Source organism: Burkholderia humptydooensis (assembly GCF_001513745.1).
In the GTDB taxonomy this organism is placed as follows: Bacteria; Pseudomonadota; Gammaproteobacteria; order Burkholderiales; family Burkholderiaceae; genus Burkholderia; species Burkholderia humptydooensis.
The window spans coordinates 3,820,849-3,839,395 of record NZ_CP013380.1 but is presented as its reverse complement, the minus strand read 5'-3'; the positions used below and the strand labels follow the sequence as shown (position 1 = coordinate 3,839,395).

The following is an 18,547-nucleotide window of genomic DNA, read 5'->3' as shown; positions in this document are numbered from 1 at the left end:
AAAGGGTGAAGCATGCAAAGGGGCGCGGCCGGGCGCGGCGTCGAGATGTCCGCACGGGGCCGCGCCCGTCAATTCCGTTCGTCCGCGGGCGGCGCGAGATGCTCGCCGCCGTCGACGGTCAGCGTCGCGCCCGTCACGCCGGGCGCGTCCGCGAGATAGCACGCGGCGTCGGCGATGTCGCGCGCGTGCGGCGCGCGCCCGCATGCGAGGCCGACGACCCGCACCTTCGGCGCGAGCGCGAGCGCCTGCGCGGTCGTCGCGCGGTGCAGCGCGGCCTGCGCGAGCGAGTGCGACAGGCGCTCGGGCGCCGGATGAAACAGCGTCTCGTCCAGCAGATGGATCACGACCGCGCGCTCGCGCTCGTCATCGCGCGCGGCGTCGGGCGTCGCGTCGGCGAGCGCGCGCGCGAGCACGAGCGGCGCGGCGACGCCGCGCGCCATCGCGCCCGCGAGCGACGCGTAGCCGACGTCGTGCGCGTTGTCCGCGACGCCCGCGGCCTGCGCGACGACGCAGGTCGGCCGGCCGAGCGCCGCGTCGCAGGCGGCGACGAGCCGCGCGACATCCGCTTCCACGGAGAGATCGGCGACGAGCACCGCCGCGCGGCGGCCGAGCGCCTCGACTTCGACGGCGAGCGCGGCGGCCGCGCGGGCTTCGTCGCCCGCGGCGACCGCGAGCGCGACGTCCCAGCCGCGTCGCGCGAAGCCGACGGCGAGCGCGTGTCCGACGGCCGCGGTGCCGGGCGCGGGCCGCGCGGCGGCGGGCGTCTGCTGCGCGCTCGCCCGCGCCGCTTCGGCGGCGCCCGCTTGCACGGCGCCCGTCTGCACGGCGCCCGTAATCAGCACGACCCGCGCGGAGCGGGCCGCGGATGTGTCGCAGGTGTCGGCTGGGGCGGTCATTTACAATGCCGGGATGAATCCGAAAGCTCACGAACCCGCTAGTTTACCCGTTCCCGGCCCCGACGCGCTCGCGCAGTCCGACGCGCTCGCCGCTTCGCTGCGCGCCGAAATCGCCGCGGCGGGCGGCTGGATCCCGTTTTCGCGCTATATGGAGCGCGTGCTGTATGCGCCGGGCATCGGCTACTACAGCGGCGGCGCGCAGAAATTCGGCCGGCGCGCCGACGACGGCAGCGATTTCGTGACCGCGCCCGAACTGTCGCCGCTCTTCGCGCGGACGCTCGCGCGCCCCGTCGCGCAGGCGCTCGGCGCGAGCGGCACGCGGCGCGTGATGGAATTCGGCGCGGGCACGGGCAAGCTCGCGGCGGGGTTGCTGAACGCGCTCGCCGCGCTCGGCGTCGAGCTCGACGAATATGCGATCGTCGATTTGTCCGGCGAACTGCGCGCGCGCCAGCGCGAGACGCTCGCCGCGCACGCGCCCGGTCTCGCCGCGCGCGTGCGCTGGCTCGATGCGCTGCCCGAGCGCTTCGAGGGCGTCGTCGTCGGCAATGAAGTGCTCGACGCGATGCCGGTGCAACTCGTCGCGAAACAGGCGCACGGCTGGCGCGAGCGCGGCGTGTCGGTCGACGACGCGGGCGCGTTCGTGTTCGCCGACCGGCCGCTCGCGCGCGCCGAAGACGCGGCGCGGCTCGCGGAGCTCGACGCCGACGAAGGCTACGTGACCGAGACGCACGAGGCGGCGGCGGCGTTCGTGCGCACGGCCTGCGCGATGCTCGCGCGCGGGGCGGCGTTTTTCATCGACTACGGCTTTCCGGGTCACGAGTACTATCACCGGCAGCGCGCGCAGGGCACGCTGATGTGCCACTACCGGCACCGCGCGCATGGCGATCCTTTCGTCTATCCGGGGCTGCAGGACATCACCGCGCACGTCGAATTCAGCGCGATCTACGAGGCGGGTGTCGGCGCGGGTGCGGATCTGCTCGGCTATACGTCGCAGGCGCGCTTCCTGCTGAACGCGGGCATCACCGACGTGCTCGCCGAAATCGACCCGTCCGACGCGCAGCATTTCCTGCCCGCCGCGAACGCGGTGCAGAAGCTGATTTCCGAGGCGGAGATGGGCGAGCTCTTCAAGGTGATCGCGTTCTCGCGCGGCATCGACGGCACGCTCGACGCGTTCGCGCGCGGCGACCGCTCGCACACGCTGTAGCCGGCCGGACGCGACGCGATGCTGCGCTGGCTGCTCACCACGTTCATCGCCGTGATGGTGCTCGCGCGCGCGTGGCCGTGGCTCGCGAAGCTCGGCGTCGGGCGGCTGCCGGGCGACGTGACATTGCGGCTCGGCTCGCGCGTCTATCCGTTTCCGTTCATGTCGACGCTCGTGATCATGGGCATCGTGTCGGTGATCGCGCGGCTCTGGTGACGCCGGCGCCCGGGCGGCCGACGCCGCGTTCGGACGACCCGAGGCCCGGGCGCGGCGGGCGTGCGCGCAACCGGCCGCCTGTCGCGCACCGCGCCGCCCGCGCTCGCGTTACAGCTCGAGCTCGCCGAGAATCCGGTGCGCGAGCGCCTTCGCTTCGTCGAACGCTTCCGCCTCGTTCGCGCTCGTCGCTTCGACCTCGTAGAGCGTGTTGTCGGGCGTGCCGCCTTCGTCCCGGGACAGGATCACGTAGCCCTGGAAGCGTCCGTTATCCGTCTTGCGGGTGTGCGCCTTGGCCGTGTAAAGGCCCTTCGTGTAGGTGTTGCCGCCGTCCATGATGCCTCTCCCGAGAAAGGACGCTCCCATCGTAGCATTCCGACGCCGCGCTTTCAGCGGCGGCAAAAACGCGCGGCGGGCGAGCGGGGCCGCGCGCGCATGGGCGGCCGGGAGCGGGCGCCCGAAGACGGCATCGGGCGGCGCGCCGCGCCGCCGGCGCTCGCGTCACGCCGCGACGAGCGCGACGACTTCGTCGAGCGTCGGCGCGTGCGCGCCCGTGTGCCGGCACGCCGCCGCGCCCGCCGCGAGCGCGAACGACAGATGCGCGCGCCAGCCGCGCTCCGGCACCGTCATCAGGCTGAACAGCAGGCCGCCGATCGTCGCGTCGCCCGCGCCGACCGTATCGGCGACCTCGATGCGCGGCGGCTGCGCGTCGAGCGTCTCGCCGCCCGCGTAGAGCGTCGCCGTGTCGGGCCCGCGCGTGACGAGCAGCGCCGCATGTGGATTGAGCGCGCGCAGCCGTGCGATCGCGCCTGCTTCGTCATCGCCCGCGAACAGGTGGCACAGGTCTTCGTCGGACACCTTGATCAGATCGGCGAGCTCGGCCATCCTCGCGAGCGTCGGCCGGTAGCCGTCCGTCATCAGGTTCCGGTAGTTCGGATCGAAGCTGATCTTCACGCCCGCTTCGCGCAGCTCCGCGGCGAGCGCGACGAGCGTCGACGCGAGCGGCTCGCGCACGAGGCTGATGCAGCCGAAATGCGCCCACTTCACATGCTCGCGCCAGCCGTCGGGCAGCCGTTTCGGATCGAACGCGAGATCGGCGCTGTTTTCGCCGATGAAGAAATAGGCGGGCGGCTGCGTCTCGTGGACGATCGCGAGGAGCGGCGCGCGCTCGACGCGCTGCAGGAAGCGCAGATCGAGGCCGGCCGCCTCGCTTTCGCGCCACAGCTCGTCGGAGAAGCAGTCGCGGCCCACCGCGCCCGCGCACGCGCTCGGCGCGCCGAGCCGCGCGACCGCGCGCGCGACGTTCCAGCCGGCGCCGCCCGGGCGCGACGTCCAGTGCGCGCCGCCCGTGCGGACCATGTCGGTGAGAATGTCGCCCGCCGACACGAATTGCGGAAATCCTGCGCTCATCGAACTTCTCCGTTGCGGCGGCGCGCGGCGCCGTCGCCTTTGTCGCTGTTGTCGTTGCTGCCGTCGTTCCTGGCGTTGCCACCGTGCCCGTTGCCACGCGCAGCGGGCGCGGCCTGGCCGTCGCCCCCCGCGCCGTCGCCCGCGCGCGCGCCGCGACCGCCGTCGTCGCGTGTCGACGCGAGCGCGTGCAGCACTTCGTAGCACGCGCCCATCGTGTGGTAGTCGGTCTTGCCGGCCGGGCTCTTTTCGTCGCTGTACTTGCGGTTGTCGCAGGTGAGGATCCGGTACCATGCGCCGTGGCGGTGATCGACGAAGTGCGCCCAGCTATAGCGCCAGATCTCGTCGTACCAGTCCCAGAAGCGCTCGCTGCCGGTGCGCTGCGCGAGCAGCGCGGCCGCCGCGAAGCTCTCCGCTTGCACCCAGAAGTACTTGTCGTGGTCGCACACCGTGTAGTCCGGCCCGAAGCCGTAGCAGAGGCCGCCGTGATCGCTGTCCCACGCGTGCGAGAACGCCGCGTCGAACAGCTCGATCGCGCGCGGCGCGAGCCAGTCGAGCGGGCGGTGACGCTCGAGAATCAGCAGCAGCTTCGCCCATTCGGTCTGGTGGCCGGGCTGGAAGCCCCACGGCCGGAAGATGTTCGAGCTGTCTTCCTTGTTGTATTCCCAATCGATCGACCAGTCCGCGTGGAAATGCTCCCATACGAGCCCCTGCGACAGCGCGGCCTGCCGCTGCACGATGTTCGTCGCGATCTTCTCCGCGCGATCGAGATATGTCAGATGGCCCGTCGCCTCGTATGCGGCGAGGAGCGCTTCCGTCGCATGCATGTTCGCGTTCTGGCCGCGGTAGCTCGACACGGTCCAGTTCGGCGTCGCGTCGTCTGCGTAGAGGCCCGCCGCGCGATCCCAGAAGCGATGCTCCATCAGGTCGAACGTATGCGCGATGAGCGGCTTCGCCTCTTCGACGCCAGCCATCGCCGCATGCGCGGCCGCGAGCAGCACGAACGCGAGCCCGTAGCAGTGGCGCGTGCCGTCGCGTGTCGCGCGCTTCTCGCCGTCGCGCCATTCGATCTCCCAGTCGTAGCCTTCGTGCCCGGCGTCCCAGTGCGCGTCGCGCAAAAAGCGCAGCCCGTGGCGCACGTGGTCGAGATCGCGCGCGTCGCCGAAGTGGCGGTACGCCATCGCATAGTTGAAGACGAAGCGGCAACTGCTGACGAGATGGCGCGTCGTGCGGTCGTAGATGCTGCCGTCGTCGCGGAAGAAGTGGTGGAAGCCGCCCGTCGGGTCGAACGCGTGCGGCGCGTAGAAGCGCAGCGTGTCCTCGACATGCGCGATGAGGAACTGCGGGTCGCGGAAGCTCGCGACGTATGGCGCGGTGGCGTGCGGCGCGCCGGGAGCCGGGCGGGGAGCGGGCGTGGCTGAGGTCGTCATGATCCGAGTACCGGGGTGAGGGCGCGCGGCGTGCGTGCGGCGCCCGTGCTGCTGGCCCGCGCGACGAGCCGCACGGGGAGGCTGAGTTCGGTTTGCGCGGGCGAATCGGCGAGCAGCAGCTCGACGCCTTGCCGGCCGAGCGCCTCCTTGTCGATCGCGAGCGTCGTGAGAGGCGGCGCCGCGTGCGTGGCGGCCGGGATGTCGTCGAAGCCGACGAATGCGATGTCCTCGGGCACGCGCACGCCGCGCTCGACGCACACGCGCATCGCGGCGAGCGCGGCCGCGTCGTTGTATGCGAACACCGCGTCGGGCAGCGGGCCGCCCGCGTCGAGCAACTGCCGCATCGCGTTCGCCGCGCCGGCGTCGGGGCCGAGGCTCGTGTCGATCGACAGCTCGAGCGACGGATCGAACAGCATGCCCGCGTCGAAGAACGCGCGGCGATAGCCGAGCGCGCGCTGCGCGATGCTGTAGTGCGCGAGCGAGCCGCCGATGAACGCGACGCGCCGGCGGCCCGATGCGAACAGGTGATGCATCGCGAGCGCCGCGCCGCCCGCGTTGTCGACGTTGATCGAGCGCAGGCCGGGCGCGCGGATGTCGATGAGGACGAGCGGCCGGCCCGTCGCGGCGAGCGCTTCGAGCGTCTCCGGCTCCATGAAGCCCGCAACCGCGATCGCGTCGGGCGCGTGCGGGCGCATCTGGCGAAGCACGTCGTCGGTCGGGCCCGTCGTCAGCAGCGTCGGCACGATGCCGCGCTCGCGGCATGCGTCCTCGACGCCGTGCAGCACGTGCGAGAAGAACGGCGTCGTCGCGAAGTTGTTGTGCTGGCGGTGCAGCAGGAACGTGAGCCGCTTGATCCGCGGGCGCAACTGCGTCGGATCGTAGTTCATGCGGTGCGCGATCTCGACGATGCGCGCGCGCGTCGCCTCGGACAGGCCAGGCTGATTCTTGAGCGCGCGCGACACGGTGCCGATCGACACGTTGGCCGCCTGCGCGACGTCGCGAATGGTGGTGCCCATCGTTTTGAGCCGGGATGTTTAGAGTGTTGGCGATTGTATAGTAAAAATCGCCGCAAAACGCTCCGGCATTGCGCGGAATCGGCTTATAAGTGCTTATGTATAAACGGTAAATGCAGCCATAATCGTTTACTAAAAATACTAAACAAAGTGATTGCGCCGAGGCGGGCGGCGCTTACGCCGCGACCCGGAAGATCGCGGCCGCCTTGTGCAGCGCGGCCGCCTCGCCGGCGAGCGCGCCCGCGGCGCTCGCCGCCTTCTGCACGAGCAGCGCGTTGTGCTGCGTCATCTCGTCCATCTGCGCGACCGCGCGGTTCACCTGATCGATGCCGCTGCGCTGCTCGTCGGACGCGTGCGAGATCTCGTCGACGAGCGTCGCGACCTGCCGCACCGACGCGAGCATGCCGACGATCGTGCCGCCCGCGGCCTTCACCGTGTCCGCGCCGAGCTCGACTTCGCCCGTCACGTCGGCGATCAGCGCCGAGATCTCCTTCGCCGCCTGCGCGCTGCGGTGCGCGAGGCCGCGCACTTCCTGCGCGACGACCGCGAAGCCGCGCCCCGCCTGACCGGCGCGCGCCGCCTCGACGGCCGCGTTCAGCGCGAGCAGGTTGGTCTGGAACGCGATGCCCTCGATCGTCGACGAGATGCTGCGGATCTGCCGCGAGCGCACCGACAGCGCCTCCATCCGCGCGATTGCATCGCGCGCGGCGGCGTCGCCCTGCTCGGCCTGCGTCGACGCTGCGAGCGCGAGCGAGCTCGCCTGGCGTGCGTGATCCGCGTTCGTGCGCACCGTCGCCGCGAGCTGCTCCATGCTGCTCGCCGTCTGCTGCAGGCCGGCCGCGTGTTCGTCGGTGCGGCGCGACAGGTCGTGGTTGCCGTGCGCGATGTCGGACGTCGCGTGCGCGATCGCGTCGGCCGCGCGCTGCAGCGTGCCGATCGTCGCCGCGAGGCGCGTGCGCATCGCGTGCATCGCATGCAGCACGCTGCCGGACGCGGCGCCGGCGGCGCGCACGTCGAGCGCGAGATTGCCGGACGCGATCTCGTTCGCGACGCTCGCCGCGTAGTCGGGCTCGCCGCCCAACTGTCGCGCGAGCGCGCGCGCCATCGCCGCGCACAGGATCGCGACGGCGGCGACGCCCGCGAGCACGCAGAGCGCGACCGCCCACTGGACGAGCCGCGCGACGCCGCGCGCGCGATCGTACGCGCGCTGCGCGGCCTCGAGCTGCCCCTGGCGCAGTTGCGCGGCCTCGCCCTTCACGCGTTGCGCGACGGGATCGAGCGTCTGCGTGACGACCCATTGCGCTTCGGACAGGTTGTTCGCCTTGAGCAGATCGACCGCGGGCCGGATGCCCTTGTCGCGCAACGTCGCCCAGTCGGCGGCGAGGCGCTCGGCCTGCTCGCGCTCGGCGCCGGCGCGCGGCGTCGCGCGGAAGTCGGCGAGCAGGCGATCGATCGCGTCGATGTCGCGCGCCGACGCCGCGGCGACCGCCTCCGTTTTCGCGGCGGACGGATCGAGCACCGCGTCGCCGACCGCGTAGCGCGTCTGCGTGACGAGCTCGTCGATCGACGAGATCCGCTGCAGCGTCTTCGCGCGATCTTCGAAGACGTGCGCGAGCGCGTCGCCGACGCGCGCGACGCCGGCGAGGCCGATGCCGCCGGCGGCGGCGAGCACGAGGACGACGACCGCGACGAGGGCGCGCAGACGGGTCTTGACGGTGAGGCGGGTGGTGTTCATCGGGTGGTTCCGGAAGCGGCGCGCCGCGCTCGTGACGCGCCGGGCCGTGACGAGAAGCCGGCTTAACGGCGTCGCGGAACCAGGGTTGAATGAATTTTTCGTGAAGCGACGCCCCGCTTTGGGGCGTCGGCCGCCGGGGAGGCGGCGGCGCGGCCGAAGCAGCCCGCTTTGCCGCGCCCGTCGCTCAGCGCTTCGCCGCGCTCGCGCCCGAGCCAAGCGGCCGGCCGCCGCGCGCGCCCGTGGGCCGCTCGCGGCTCGTATCGCGCGCGCCCCAGCGCTGCGCGAGCGCCGCGCAGGTCATCAACTGGATCTGATGGAACAGCATCAGCGGCAGCACGACCGCGCCCACCGCGTGCGCGGCGAAGATCACCTTCGCCATCGGCACGCCGGCCGCGAGGCTCTTTTTCGAGCCGCAGAAGATGATCGTGATCTGGTCCGCGCGGTTGAAGCCGAGCCGCTTGCTGACGATCGTCGTGACCGCGAGCGCGATCGCGAGCAGCACGACGTTGACGACGACGAGGCCCGCGAGCGCGGTCGCCGGAATCTGGTGCCAGAGCCCTTCGTTCACCGCCTCGCTGAACGCGACGTAGACGACGAGCAGGATCGAGCCCTGATCGACGAAGCGCAGCACGCCGCGGTTGCGCTCGATCCAGCGGCCGATCACGGGCCGCAGCAACTGGCCGGCGATGAACGGCACGAGCAGTTGCATCACGATCGCGCCGATCGTGCTCCACGGCGACGCGGTCGCGCCCGTGCCCTGCGTCGACACCATCACGCCGACGAGCGCCGGCGTGACGAAAATGCCGAGCAGGCTCGATGCGGACGCCGAGCAGACGGCGGCCGGCACGTTGCCCTTCGCGATCGACGTGAACGCGATCGACGATTGCACGGTCGACGGCAGCGTGCAGAGAAACAGCACGCCGGCGTACAGTGCGGGCGTGACGAGCGGCGTGAGCACGGGCTTGAGCGCGAGGCCAAGCAGCGGGAACAGCACGAACGTGCTGAGCAGCACGACCGCGTGCAGCCGCCAGTGCGTCGCACCCGCGATGATCGCCTCGCGCGACAGCTTCGCGCCGTGCAGGAAGAACAGCAGGCCGACCGCGACGTCGGTCGCCCAGTTGAATGCGTGCGCGGCTGCGCCGCGGCACGGCAGGAAGCTCGCGAGCACGACGGTGCCGACGAGCGCGAGCGTGAAGTTGTCGGGAACGAAGCGGGAGCGCGCCATCTCGGGTCTCGATCGAATGCGGTGGAAGCGCCGGCGGCCCGCGGGCGGCGCGGCGGTTGTCGACCTGATATTGTCGCGGCCGGCGATTGAATAGGCAAATTCATTCGAAGAATCGATTGATGATTCGAATGCATGCCGATGCACGCTGCCGGCACATTGGAACCTTACGGCGGAAACGGTCGAAAACGGGCGGCGTGCATGCGCCGGAAACGTATGCGGGATCGGCAAAAGCCGTGCAGTAACACGGTGTTACACCGATGCTTTTGGTCTAACACTTTTGCGCTCGACACGTTTTCGCCTCGCCCATAAATTACCGCTGAAAGGCTTGCGCGCGATTCAGGTGCGCGCGCGGGCAAAAAAGCCAAGCAGCAGACCAATCATGATGACGGAACGGGCAGTACGGAAGATCGGGCAATGGGCGGCGGGCGCGATGTGCGCGCTCGCAGCGACGCTCGCCTTCGCGCAGCCGCCGCACGGCGGCGGGCCCGGTTTCGGCAGCGGGCGCGGCGGCGCGCCGTACATGGCGGGCAGCGGGGGCGGCTGGCGCAGCGCGCCCGGCTATCTGCAGGCGGCGCCGCACGGCGGCGACGCGCGGATCGGCGTGAACGGCTATCGCCAGCGCTGGGGGCTGCGCCCGACGCCGTCGTATGGCCGCTACGCGGCGCAAAACCCGTACCGGCCGATCAGCGCCGAGGCGCGCCAGGCGCCGCACGCGCCGGGCTCGGCCAACCTGCCGATGCGCGCCGGCTCGATCCGCGCCGACGTCGCGCGCTACAACGAGGAGCGCGGCGGCCGTCCCGCGCCGGCGCCGAGGCAGGACGAAGCCCCGCGCGTGCCGTTTTTCGCGCCGTTCTACCGCAACTGAGCGCCGGGCCGGCGGCCGCGCTCGCCGCCGGCTGATGCAAATCCGCGACACTCGCGCGAAATCCTGCCTCGCATTTCCTTGATTACGCTATCTTTCGCGCCTCGTTGCGAGGACGACGCGCGCACGCAAGCGTTTTCTCCGCGTTCGAACCGCCGCCCGCGATCGTCGCCGGCGCGCGTTCCGCGCGCGCAGGAAAGCCGTTCGTCAGTTTGAAACCGGCGAGCCGATCGCCGACACCCGACAAATCGCCGGGAAGTTAACGCTGACGCTATATCCGCAATAAGTCCCTCCTTTTTTGACCGGAAAAATGGCTCGGGAAGATGGCGACGCCCCCCGAACGGCATCGCGTCTTCCTGGCGTCGCCCGCCCGTTCGCCTCGCTTCCGTTGGACGACAATCTGGAGATCACATGAAGTCAACCGTCAGCCGCGCGCTGCAAACCACTTTCGCGTGCGTCGCCGTCGCGGCGCTGGCCGCGGGCGCATCGGGCGCTCGCGCGCAATCGAGCGTTCAGCTCTACGGGCAAGTCGACGAATGGATCGGCGCGCAGAAATTCCCGGGCGGGCAGCGCGCGTGGGGCGTGCAGGGCGGCGGGATGTCGACGTCGTACTGGGGGCTGCGCGGCACCGAGGATCTCGGCGGCGGCTATCAGGCGATCTTCACGCTCGAGGATTTCTTTCGCGCGCAGAACGGCCGTTACGGCCGCTTCGACGGCGACACGTTCTTCGGCCGCAACGCATACGTCGGACTCGCGACCCCGTACGGCACCGTGCGCGCGGGGCGTCTGACGACGCAGCTCTTCATCTCGACGATCCTCTTCAATCCGTTCATCGATTCGTACGTGTTCTCGCCGATGGTGTACCACGTGTTCCTCGGGCTCGGCACGTTCCCGACGTACACGACCGATCAGGGCGTCGTCGGCGATTCGGGCTGGAACAACGCGATCGACTACACGAGCCCGAGCTTCGGCGGCTTCAACGCGGCCGCGATGTACGCGTTCGGCAACACGGCGGGCGACAACCGCTCGAAGAAGTGGAGCGGCCAGTTGAATTATTCGAACGGCCCGTTCGCGGCGACGGCGATCTATCAATACGTGAACTTCAACGGCGGCCCGGGCGACCTCGGCGCGCTCGTGTCCGGCATGAAGAGCCAGGGCGTCGCGCAGGTCGGCCTGTCGTATGACTTCAAGCTTGCGAAGATTTACGCGCAATACATGTATACGAAGAACGAGCGGAACGCCGGAAGCTGGCATGTGAACACCGCGCAAGGCGGCGTGTCGGTGCCGCTCGGGCCGGGCAGCGCGCTCGCGTCGTACGCATATTCGCGCGATTCGGGCGGGCTCGATCAGACGCATCGCACATGGGCGCTCGGCTACGACTATCCGCTGTCCAGGCGCACCGACGTGTATGCCGCCTACATGAACGATCGCTACTCGGGCATGTCGAGCGGCGACACGTTCGGCGCGGGAATTCGTGCGAAGTTCTAACGAATGGGATGCCGGGCGCGCGCCGCCCGGGCGATGCAGGGAAAAGTGAGCGGCGTCACATTAGCGGCGCCGTTTTGCCTTTTTTGACGTTTTCAATTCACCAGCTTTGTTACAGTTGCTTGCGATTGCATAATTCCTCTCGATTGCGAGCATTTCGGATGGATACCCTCGTCAGCATGAATGTGTTTCGCTATGTCGTCGAAGTCGGCAGCTTCGTCGGCGCGGCCGAACGCATGGAGATGTCGGCGGCGATGGCGAGCAAGCACGTGATGCATCTCGAGCACCAGCTCGGCGCGCGTCTTTTGCATCGCACGACGCGCCGCGTCGCGCCGACGGAGGCGGGACGCGAATACTACGAGCGGCTCGTGCAGGCGCTCACCGAACTCGACGAGGCCGGGCAGGCGGTGGGCGCCGCGAGCGTCGTGCCGCAAGGGCGGCTGCGCGTGACGTCGCTGTCCGCGTTCGGGCTGCGGCACGTGATGGACGCGGTGACGTCGTATGCGCAGCGCTACGCCGACGTGACGGTCGAGATCACGCTGTCCGATCGCGTCGTCGAGCTGATCGACGAAGGCTACGACGTCGCGGTGCGCGCGGCGCCCACGGGCATGAAATCGTCGTCGCTCGTCGCGCGGCAGATCGCGACCGCGCACATCGTGCTCGTCGCGTCTCCCGACTATCTCGCGAAGCACGGCACGCCGGCGACGATCGCCGATCTCCAGCATCACAGCTTCATTCGCCGCGAGCCGAACGAGACGCTGATCGACGCGGCGATCTCCGACGTCGCGGCCGCCTCGCGCGTGCCGCTGTCGGGCAACGTGATCGTCAATCATCTCGAAGGGCTGCGCGTCGCGGTGCTGAGCGGCGCGGGCATCGCGCTCCTCGGCACCGAAGTGGTCGGCGAGGACATCGAGTCCGGCCGCCTCGTGCCGCTGCTGCTCGATGCGCTGCCGCCGCGCGAGCTGCCGATCTACGCGGTGTACGCGAGCCGCCGGCACGTGTCGGCGAAGGTGCGCTCGTTCGTCGATTTCCTCGCCGATCGCTTCGCCGGCCAGTCGCTGTGCCCGTCGATCGACGAGCGGCTGCGGCAGATCGCGATGCCGCGGATGAAGCGGCTCGGATGACGCGCGCGGGCGCCGCGCGCGCCGCGTAGCGACGAAAAAAAGCGGACCGTGCGGTCCGCATCAGACTGAAGACGAACCCTCGCATCGCGAGGGTTTTGTTGTTTACCGCTTCTCGTTCTTCGCGTTCACCCGCGAGAGCGCCGCGACGTTCGGACCATGCGGCGGGCCCGGTTACGCGCGAATCCCGAGGCGCGCCTTCGCGTCGTCGTATTCGCGCTTGAGGCGCGCGACGAGCTCCGCGACGCACGGAACGTCGTCCATCAGCCCGACGCCCTGGCCCGCGCCCCAGATGTCCTTCCACGCCTTCGCCTTGTCGCCGCCGAAGTTCATCTTCGTCTTGTCGGATTCGGGCAGCGCGTCCGGATCGAGCCCCGCGTTCATGATGCTCTCGCGGATGTAGTTGCCGTGCACGCCGGTGAAGAGATTCGTGTAGATGATGTCGGCCGATTTCGCGTCGAGGATCGCGCGCTTGTACGCGTCCACCGCGTGCGCTTCCTGTGTCGCGATGAAGCGCGTGCCCATGTACGCGAGATCGGCGCCCATCGCCTGCGCGGCGAGGATCGAGCCGCCGTTCGCGATCGAGCCGGACAGCACGATCGGGCCGTCGAAGATCTTGCGCGTTTCGCCGGCGAGCGCGAACGGCGAGGTCGTGCCCGCGTGGCCGCCCGCGCCGGCGGCCACGAGGATGAGGCCGTCGACGCCCGCTTCGAGCGCCTTCTGCGCGTGCCGCAGGTTGATCACGTCGTGCAGCACGATGCCGCCGTAGCTATGCACCGCGTCGACGATCTCGCGCGCCGGCGCGCGCAGGCTCGTGATGAAGATCGGCACCTTGTGCTCGACGCACACGCGAATGTCGTGCTCGAGCCGCACGTTCGACTGATGGACGATCTGGTTCACGGCGATCGGCCCGATCACGGCGTCCGGGTTCGCGGCCTTGTGCTCGGCGAGCTGCGCCTGGATCTGCGTGAGCCATTCGTCGAGCAATTCGGCCGGGCGCGCGTTGAGCGCGGGAAACGAGCCGACGATGCCCGCCTTGCATTGCGCGAGCACGAGTTCCGGATAGCTGACGATGAACATCGGCGACGCGATGACGGGCAGCGCGAGGTTTTGCAGGACGGCGGGCAGGGCCATGCGGTGTCTCCTGAATCGTCGCCGCGAGCGCGGCGGATGCATGAAATTCGTCGCGTCGCGCCGCCCTTGCGGACGCGCGTCGCGCGCTGTCGATATGTTATGGGAGTGTCGTGCCGACTGCGCGCCCGTGATGAATTAATACGAACGATCGTGCCATTATAGACGCGCTTCGACGAACGCGCTGCCGCACGGCTGTCGAATGAGTGCTCTGTTTCTACGCTTTGCGCGGGGGCGGCTGCGATGGCGAGTCGATCGCGCTCCTACAATAACGAGCACAACAATCCGAGAGAACAAGACCATGCCGTTTGAGGAGTTCGCGCCGTTTCGCGTCACGGCGCAAGACGTCGACATCTTCGGCGTCAAAGGAGGCGCGGGACCGCCGCTTCTGTTGCTGCACGGGCACCCGCAAACGCACATGATCTGGCATCGCGTCGCCGCGACGCTCGCCAGACATTTCACGGTGATCGCCACCGATCTGCGTGGCTACGGCGCATCGGGCAAGCCGCCGAGCGATGCGCGGCATGAGCCGTATTCGAAGCGCGCGATGGCGGCCGACCAGGTCGCCGTGATGCGCCACTTCGGCTTTTCGCGCTTCTACGTGTGCGCGCACGATCGTGGCGCGCGCGTCGCGCACCGGATGGCGCTCGATCATCCGGACGCGGTCGAGCGGATGCTGCTTCTCGATATCGCGCCGACCCTCGCGATGTACGAGCGCACCGATCGCGCGTTCGCGACCGCGTACTTCCACTGGTTCTTCCTGATCCAGCCCGAGCCGTTGCCCGAGACGCTGATCGGCGGCCATTCGGACGCGTACGTCGAGGCGGTGATGGGCAATCGCTCGGCGGGGCTCGCGCCGTTTTCGACGGAGGCATTGCACGCGTATCGCGACGCGCTGCGGCAGCCGGGCGCGGTGCATGCGATGTGCGAGGACTATCGCGCGTCGGCGACGATCGATCTCGATCACGATCGCGCGGATCTCGAGCGCGGGCACAAGCTCGCGTGCCCGTTGCGCGTGCTGTGGGGCGAGCAAGGCGTCGTCGCGCGCTGCTTCGAGCCGCTCGACGAATGGCGGCGCGTCGCGCGCGACGTGAGCGGCCGCGCGCTCGCATGCGGGCATTACATTCCGGAAGAGGCGCCCGTCGCGCTGATCGACGAGATCGTCTCGTTCTTCGAGGCGCGCGAGGCGGCGTGACGCCGACGCCGCGGGCGGCGGCGATCGACGGCGCGACGCGCGCGCGTCAATCTTCTTCGGGCGCAAGCGGCGGCAATCGCCGCGCGACGGGCGTCGACTTGACGATCGACGTGCTCGTTTCCGCACGCTCGGTCACTTTCGCGAGTATCCCGTCGAGCTGTTCGATCGAGCGCAGATAAAGCCGGCAGACGAAGCAGTCGTCGCCCGTCACCTTGTCGCATTCGACGAATTCCGGAATCCGCCGCAGCAACTCCTCGACGAGATGCAACTGGCCGGGCAGCGGCTTCACGCGCACGATCGCCTGCAGCGTGTAGCCGAGCGCGCGCGGATCGAGCTCGACCGTGAAGCGCGCGATCACGCCCTGCGCTTCGAGCCGGCGCAGCCGGTCGGCCGTGCTCGGCGCGGACAGCCCGACGCGCCGCGCGAGCTCGCTGACGGGCTGGCGCGCGTCGTCGGCGAGCGTGCGCAGCAGTTCGCGGTCGATCGCATCGAGCGCGCCCGCCACGGGTGGCGGTGTGGAAAGGCGTTTTTGCATGGCAGCCTTCTTTTCAAAGGTGGAAAGACGCTTTGTGCTCAGTTTATCGATGGAGATGCGCGAATCAAGTCCCTAGAATCGAAGTCAGGCTTTTTTCTCGCGAGAACTCACATGGCTTCGAACCTGGCTTCGCATGACACGCGCCGCGGCGCGCTCGAAATGGTGGTCGCGATGCTGATGTCCGGCACGATCGGCTGGCTCGTCGTGTCGTCGCGGCAGCATCTGATGAATGTCGTATTTTTCCGCTGCCTGTTCGGCGGCGCGACGATGCTGATCATTTGCGCGGCGCTCGGCTTGCTGCGCCGCGATCTGCTGACGAAGCGCACGGCCGCGCTCGCGCTGATCGGCAGCATCGCGATCGTCGCGAACTGGGCGCTGCTGTTCGCCGCGTATTCGCGCGCGTCGATCTCGATGGCGACGGCCGTCTACAACACGCAGCCGTTCATGCTCGTCGCGCTCGGCGCGATCGTGTTCCGCGAGCGGCTCACCGCGTCGGCCGTCGCCTGGCTCGTGCTGGCGTTCGGCGGGCTCGCGCTCGTCGTGCGCGTCGAGCCCGCGGTGCTCGCGGTGCCCGGCGAGTATCTCGAGGGCGTCGCGCTCGCGCTCGGCGCGGCGTTCCTGTACGCGGTGTCGTCGATCGTCACGAAGCGGTTGAAGGGCACGCCGCCGCATCTGCTCGCGCTGTTCCAGACGGGCGTCGGCGTGCTCGCGCTCGCGCCGTTCGTCCACTACGACGCGCTGCCCGCGACGGCGGGGCAGTGGCTCGACCTCGTCGTGCTCGGCGTCGTCAACACGGGGATCATGTACGTGCTGCTGTACGGCGCGATCCAGAAGCTGCCGACCGCGACGATCGGCGCGCTGTCGTTCGTCTATCCGGTCGTCGCGATCGTCGTCGACCGGATCGCGTTCGGACAGGCGCTCGCGTGGAGCCAGGTGTTCGGCGCGGCGCTGATCCTGCTCGCGGCGGCGGGCGTGAACCTCGGATGGCGGATCGCGCCGGCGCGAAGCGTCGCGGCGCGCGGCTGAACGCGCCGCGCGAATGCGAATGCGAATATGAGCGCGAGCGCGCGCTGCGACATTCCGACACGCGCAAGAAAGTTGTAGGGAAACTCCTGATGCGGTGCAGCGAGGGCGCTCGTATGATGCGCAGTGACGTTGATCACGTCCACAGAATTCTCATTCGATACGCCGTTCGCCTGTCAAGTCGGACGGTTTTTTTTTGCGTGCGCGGCACGCGCTCGATGCGCACCGCTCATGTGGCCCGTCGTGCGGCGATGCGCGCGAGCACGATGCGCTTCGCGTCGTCGTCGAGCTTGCGCCAGCCGGCGATCTCGTCGCGCGTGCGGCGGCAGCCCTCGCACCAGCCGGTCCCCGCATCGATCCGGCAGACGTTCGTGCATGGCGACGGCACGCCCGCATTCGGCACTGCGTGTTGCGCAGCGGCGCTTGCCGCCGTGGCGTTGGCGCTTGCGTCCGTGCGCGCGGTGGCCGGCGCATGCGTCGCCGCATCGAGGGCGGGCGCCGCGCCCGGCGCGCACTCGGCGGGCGTCGCGCCGTGCGTTTCCGTCAGGTCGCCGCTCATGCGTCGCTGCGTTGCGCGACGTCGGCGACCGGCGCGCCAGTCAGCGACACGAGCTCCTGCGGCGACAGGTTGAATACTGCGTGCGGGTGGCCCGCCGCCGCCCACAGGCTGTCGAGTTCGAGCAAGTCGCGATCGATCAGCATGACGGGCTCGACGAGATGGCCGATCGGGCACACGCCGCCGATCGCGTAGCCGGTGTTGTCGCGCACGAACTTTGCGTCCGCGCGGCCGACTTCGCCGACCTGCGCGGCGACTTTCTTTTCGTCGACGCGGTTCGCGCCGCTCGCGACGACGAGCACCGGCGCGCCGTCGGCGCGGCGCCGGAACAGGATCGACTTCGCGATCTGCGCGACCGAGCAGCCGAGGCCCGCGGCGGCTTCGGCCGACGTCTTGCCGGTTTCCTCGAGCATCACGATGCCCTTCGCATGGCCGCGCTCGCGCAGCAGCAACGCGACACGGCGGGCGGAATCGGGAAGCTTGTCGATGGGGGCGGGGGTAGCCATGAGTGCGCTTCGCATCCTCGTGGAGTGGGGTGAATGGGCGCCCGCGCGCGTCACGCGCAGGCGGGCGGCTCGGTGGCCGCGCGCTGCTTCGCGAGCAGCGCGCGGCCCGCGCGCGACACGTTCGCGCGGCCGATCGCATTCGAGATGAAATCGCCGGCGGCGACGACCTGATCGAGGTCGACGCCCGTGTCGATGTTCAGCCCGCGCATCATGTACAGCACGTCTTCCGTCGCCACGTTGCCCGTCGCGCCCTTCGCGTACGGGCAGCCGCCGAGGCCCGCGACCGACGCGTGGAAGATCGCGATGCCTTCGAGGAGCGCCGCGTAGATGTTCGCGAGCGCCTGCCCGTAGGTATCGTGGAAGTGGCCCGACAGCCGCTCGCGCGGAAACGCCTTCGCGACCGCGTCGAGCACCGCGCGCGTGCGGCCCGGCGTGCCGACGCCGATCGTGTCGGCGATGTCGATCTCGTCGCAGCCGAGCGCGGCAAGACGCTCGACGACATCGACGACCGCCTCGATCGGCACGTCGCCCTGATACGGGCAGCCGAGCGCGCACGACACGCTCGCGCGCAGCCGCACGCCCGCGTCCTGCGCCGCGCGCGCGACGGGTTCGAAGCGCGCGATGCTCTCGGCGATGCTGCAGTTGATGTTGCGCTGGGAGAACGCTTCGCTCGCCGCGCCGAAAATCACGACTTCGTCGGCGCGCGAGGCGAGCGCGTTCTCGACGCCCTTCAGGTTCGGCGTGAGCGCCGAGTAGATCGTGCCCGCGCGGCGCTCGATGCCGGCCATCACGTCGGCGCCGTCGGCCATCTGCGGCACCCATTTCGGCGACACGAACGACGCCGCCTCGACGTTGCGAAAACCGGCGCGCGACAGCCGGTTCACGAGTTCGATCTTCACGCCGGTCGGCACGAACGCCTGCTCGTTCTGCAGCCCGTCGCGCGGGCCGACTTCGACGATCTTCACGGATTGGGGGAGCGTCATCCGAGTCTCCTGATTCCTGTCTTCTGATGA

18 protein-coding genes and 2 pseudogenes are annotated in these 18,547 nt (G+C 69.7%); 8 read left to right on the top strand and 12 right to left on the bottom strand.

Annotation, left to right across the window (positions count from 1 at the left end):
* Positions 1-68: 68 nt before the first annotated feature.
* Positions 69-896 (bottom strand): SDR family NAD(P)-dependent oxidoreductase, encoded by an 828-nt coding sequence (locus tag AQ610_RS17115; RefSeq protein ID WP_043281938.1) that lies wholly within the window; start codon positions 894-896, stop codon positions 69-71.
* Positions 897-909: 13 nt separating this feature from the next.
* Here AQ610_RS17115 and AQ610_RS17110 point away from each other — a divergent pair, with 13 nt between their 5' ends.
* Entirely contained in the window at positions 910-2,100 is a 1,191-nt protein-coding gene (locus AQ610_RS17110) for a class I SAM-dependent methyltransferase (protein ID WP_006024285.1), read from the top strand.
* A gap of 18 nt (positions 2,101-2,118) precedes the next feature.
* Entirely contained in the window at positions 2,119-2,313 is a 195-nt protein-coding gene (locus AQ610_RS17105; protein WP_006024286.1) for a DUF2905 domain-containing protein, read from the top strand.
* Positions 2,314-2,421: 108 nt separating this feature from the next.
* Here the strand turns inward: AQ610_RS17105 and AQ610_RS17100 are convergent, their stop codons facing one another.
* From AQ610_RS17100 to AQ610_RS17075, 6 genes are all read right to left on the bottom strand, one after another.
* Positions 2,422-2,646, bottom strand: a complete 225-nt coding sequence (locus AQ610_RS17100; RefSeq protein ID WP_006024287.1) for a hypothetical protein — start codon at positions 2,644-2,646, stop codon at positions 2,422-2,424.
* A 165-nt stretch (positions 2,647-2,811) separates the two neighbouring features.
* Complete coding sequence (locus tag AQ610_RS17095) at positions 2,812-3,720, bottom strand: carbohydrate kinase family protein (protein ID WP_006024288.1); 909 nt, start codon at positions 3,718-3,720, stop codon at positions 2,812-2,814.
* On the bottom strand, positions 3,717-5,147 hold the full coding sequence (locus tag AQ610_RS17090; RefSeq protein ID WP_006024289.1) for an AGE family epimerase/isomerase: 1,431 nt from the start codon (positions 5,145-5,147) through the stop codon (positions 3,717-3,719). Before AQ610_RS17090 ends, AQ610_RS17095 begins: the two co-directional genes overlap by 4 nt.
* Positions 5,144-6,163 carry a LacI family DNA-binding transcriptional regulator gene (locus AQ610_RS17085; protein WP_006024290.1) on the bottom strand — a complete coding sequence of 340 codons (1,020 nt, stop codon included), beginning with the start codon at positions 6,161-6,163 and terminating at the stop codon, positions 5,144-5,146. The genes AQ610_RS17090 and AQ610_RS17085 overlap by 4 nt, the downstream gene beginning before the upstream one ends.
* 172 nt (positions 6,164-6,335) lie before the next feature.
* On the bottom strand, positions 6,336-7,895 hold the full coding sequence (locus AQ610_RS17080; RefSeq protein ID WP_006024291.1) for a methyl-accepting chemotaxis protein: 1,560 nt from the start codon (positions 7,893-7,895) through the stop codon (positions 6,336-6,338).
* Between the two features lie 184 nt (positions 7,896-8,079).
* Complete coding sequence (locus AQ610_RS17075) at positions 8,080-9,120, bottom strand: bile acid:sodium symporter family protein (protein WP_043281941.1); 1,041 nt, start codon at positions 9,118-9,120, stop codon at positions 8,080-8,082.
* A 379-nt stretch (positions 9,121-9,499) separates the two neighbouring features.
* Between AQ610_RS17075 and AQ610_RS36865 the strand changes: the two genes are divergently transcribed.
* The 3 genes from AQ610_RS36865 to AQ610_RS17060 all read left to right on the top strand — a co-directional run bounded on the left by AQ610_RS36865 (position 9,500) and on the right by AQ610_RS17060 (position 12,591).
* Positions 9,500-9,985, top strand: a complete 486-nt coding sequence (locus AQ610_RS36865) for a hypothetical protein (protein WP_043281943.1) — start codon at positions 9,500-9,502, stop codon at positions 9,983-9,985.
* Positions 9,986-10,393: 408 nt separating this feature from the next.
* Positions 10,394-11,470: a porin gene (locus tag AQ610_RS17065; RefSeq protein WP_006024295.1), complete on the top strand. Its 1,077-nt coding sequence runs from the start codon at positions 10,394-10,396 to the stop codon at positions 11,468-11,470.
* A gap of 158 nt (positions 11,471-11,628) precedes the next feature.
* The gene (locus tag AQ610_RS17060; RefSeq protein ID WP_009911098.1) at positions 11,629-12,591 is read left to right on the top strand and encodes a LysR family transcriptional regulator; all 963 of its coding nucleotides are present in this window, start codon (positions 11,629-11,631) and stop codon (positions 12,589-12,591) included.
* Positions 12,592-12,762: 171 nt separating this feature from the next.
* On the opposite strand, the gene AQ610_RS17055 is transcribed toward AQ610_RS17060, so the two are convergent.
* The gene (locus tag AQ610_RS17055; protein WP_009911099.1) at positions 12,763-13,722 is read right to left on the bottom strand and encodes an NAD(P)H-dependent flavin oxidoreductase; all 960 of its coding nucleotides are present in this window, start codon (positions 13,720-13,722) and stop codon (positions 12,763-12,765) included.
* Positions 13,723-13,921: 199 nt separating this feature from the next.
* On the opposite strand from AQ610_RS17055, the pseudogene AQ610_RS17050 reads away from it, so the two are divergent.
* A pseudogene (locus AQ610_RS17050) lies at positions 13,922-14,815 on the top strand (alpha/beta fold hydrolase); the annotation flags it as partial.
* Positions 14,816-14,911: pseudogene (locus tag AQ610_RS38510) on the top strand (alpha/beta hydrolase); the annotation flags it as partial.
* 49 nt (positions 14,912-14,960) lie between these two features.
* Here AQ610_RS38510 and AQ610_RS17045 read toward each other — a convergent pair.
* Positions 14,961-15,449, bottom strand: coding sequence for an Lrp/AsnC family transcriptional regulator (locus AQ610_RS17045; RefSeq protein ID WP_015602269.1), 489 nt, complete (start codon positions 15,447-15,449; stop codon positions 14,961-14,963).
* A gap of 111 nt (positions 15,450-15,560) precedes the next feature.
* Between AQ610_RS17045 and AQ610_RS17040 the strand changes: the two genes are divergently transcribed.
* On the top strand, positions 15,561-16,475 hold the full coding sequence (locus AQ610_RS17040; RefSeq protein WP_006024300.1) for a DMT family transporter: 915 nt from the start codon (positions 15,561-15,563) through the stop codon (positions 16,473-16,475).
* A 226-nt stretch (positions 16,476-16,701) separates the two neighbouring features.
* Here the strand turns inward: AQ610_RS17040 and AQ610_RS17035 are convergent, their stop codons facing one another.
* From AQ610_RS17035 to AQ610_RS17025, 3 genes are read right to left on the bottom strand one after another with little or no spacing between them, the layout of a single operon-like run.
* Positions 16,702-17,031 carry a DUF1289 domain-containing protein gene (locus AQ610_RS17035; protein ID WP_006024301.1) on the bottom strand — a complete coding sequence of 110 codons (330 nt, stop codon included), beginning with the start codon at positions 17,029-17,031 and terminating at the stop codon, positions 16,702-16,704.
* The gene (locus AQ610_RS17030; protein WP_006024302.1) at positions 17,028-17,534 is read right to left on the bottom strand and encodes a YbaK/EbsC family protein; all 507 of its coding nucleotides are present in this window, start codon (positions 17,532-17,534) and stop codon (positions 17,028-17,030) included. The genes AQ610_RS17035 and AQ610_RS17030 overlap by 4 nt, the downstream gene beginning before the upstream one ends.
* A 50-nt stretch (positions 17,535-17,584) precedes the next feature.
* On the bottom strand, positions 17,585-18,517 hold the full coding sequence (locus AQ610_RS17025) for a hydroxymethylglutaryl-CoA lyase (RefSeq protein ID WP_009911100.1): 933 nt from the start codon (positions 18,515-18,517) through the stop codon (positions 17,585-17,587).
* Between the last annotated feature and the right edge of the window lie 30 nt (positions 18,518-18,547).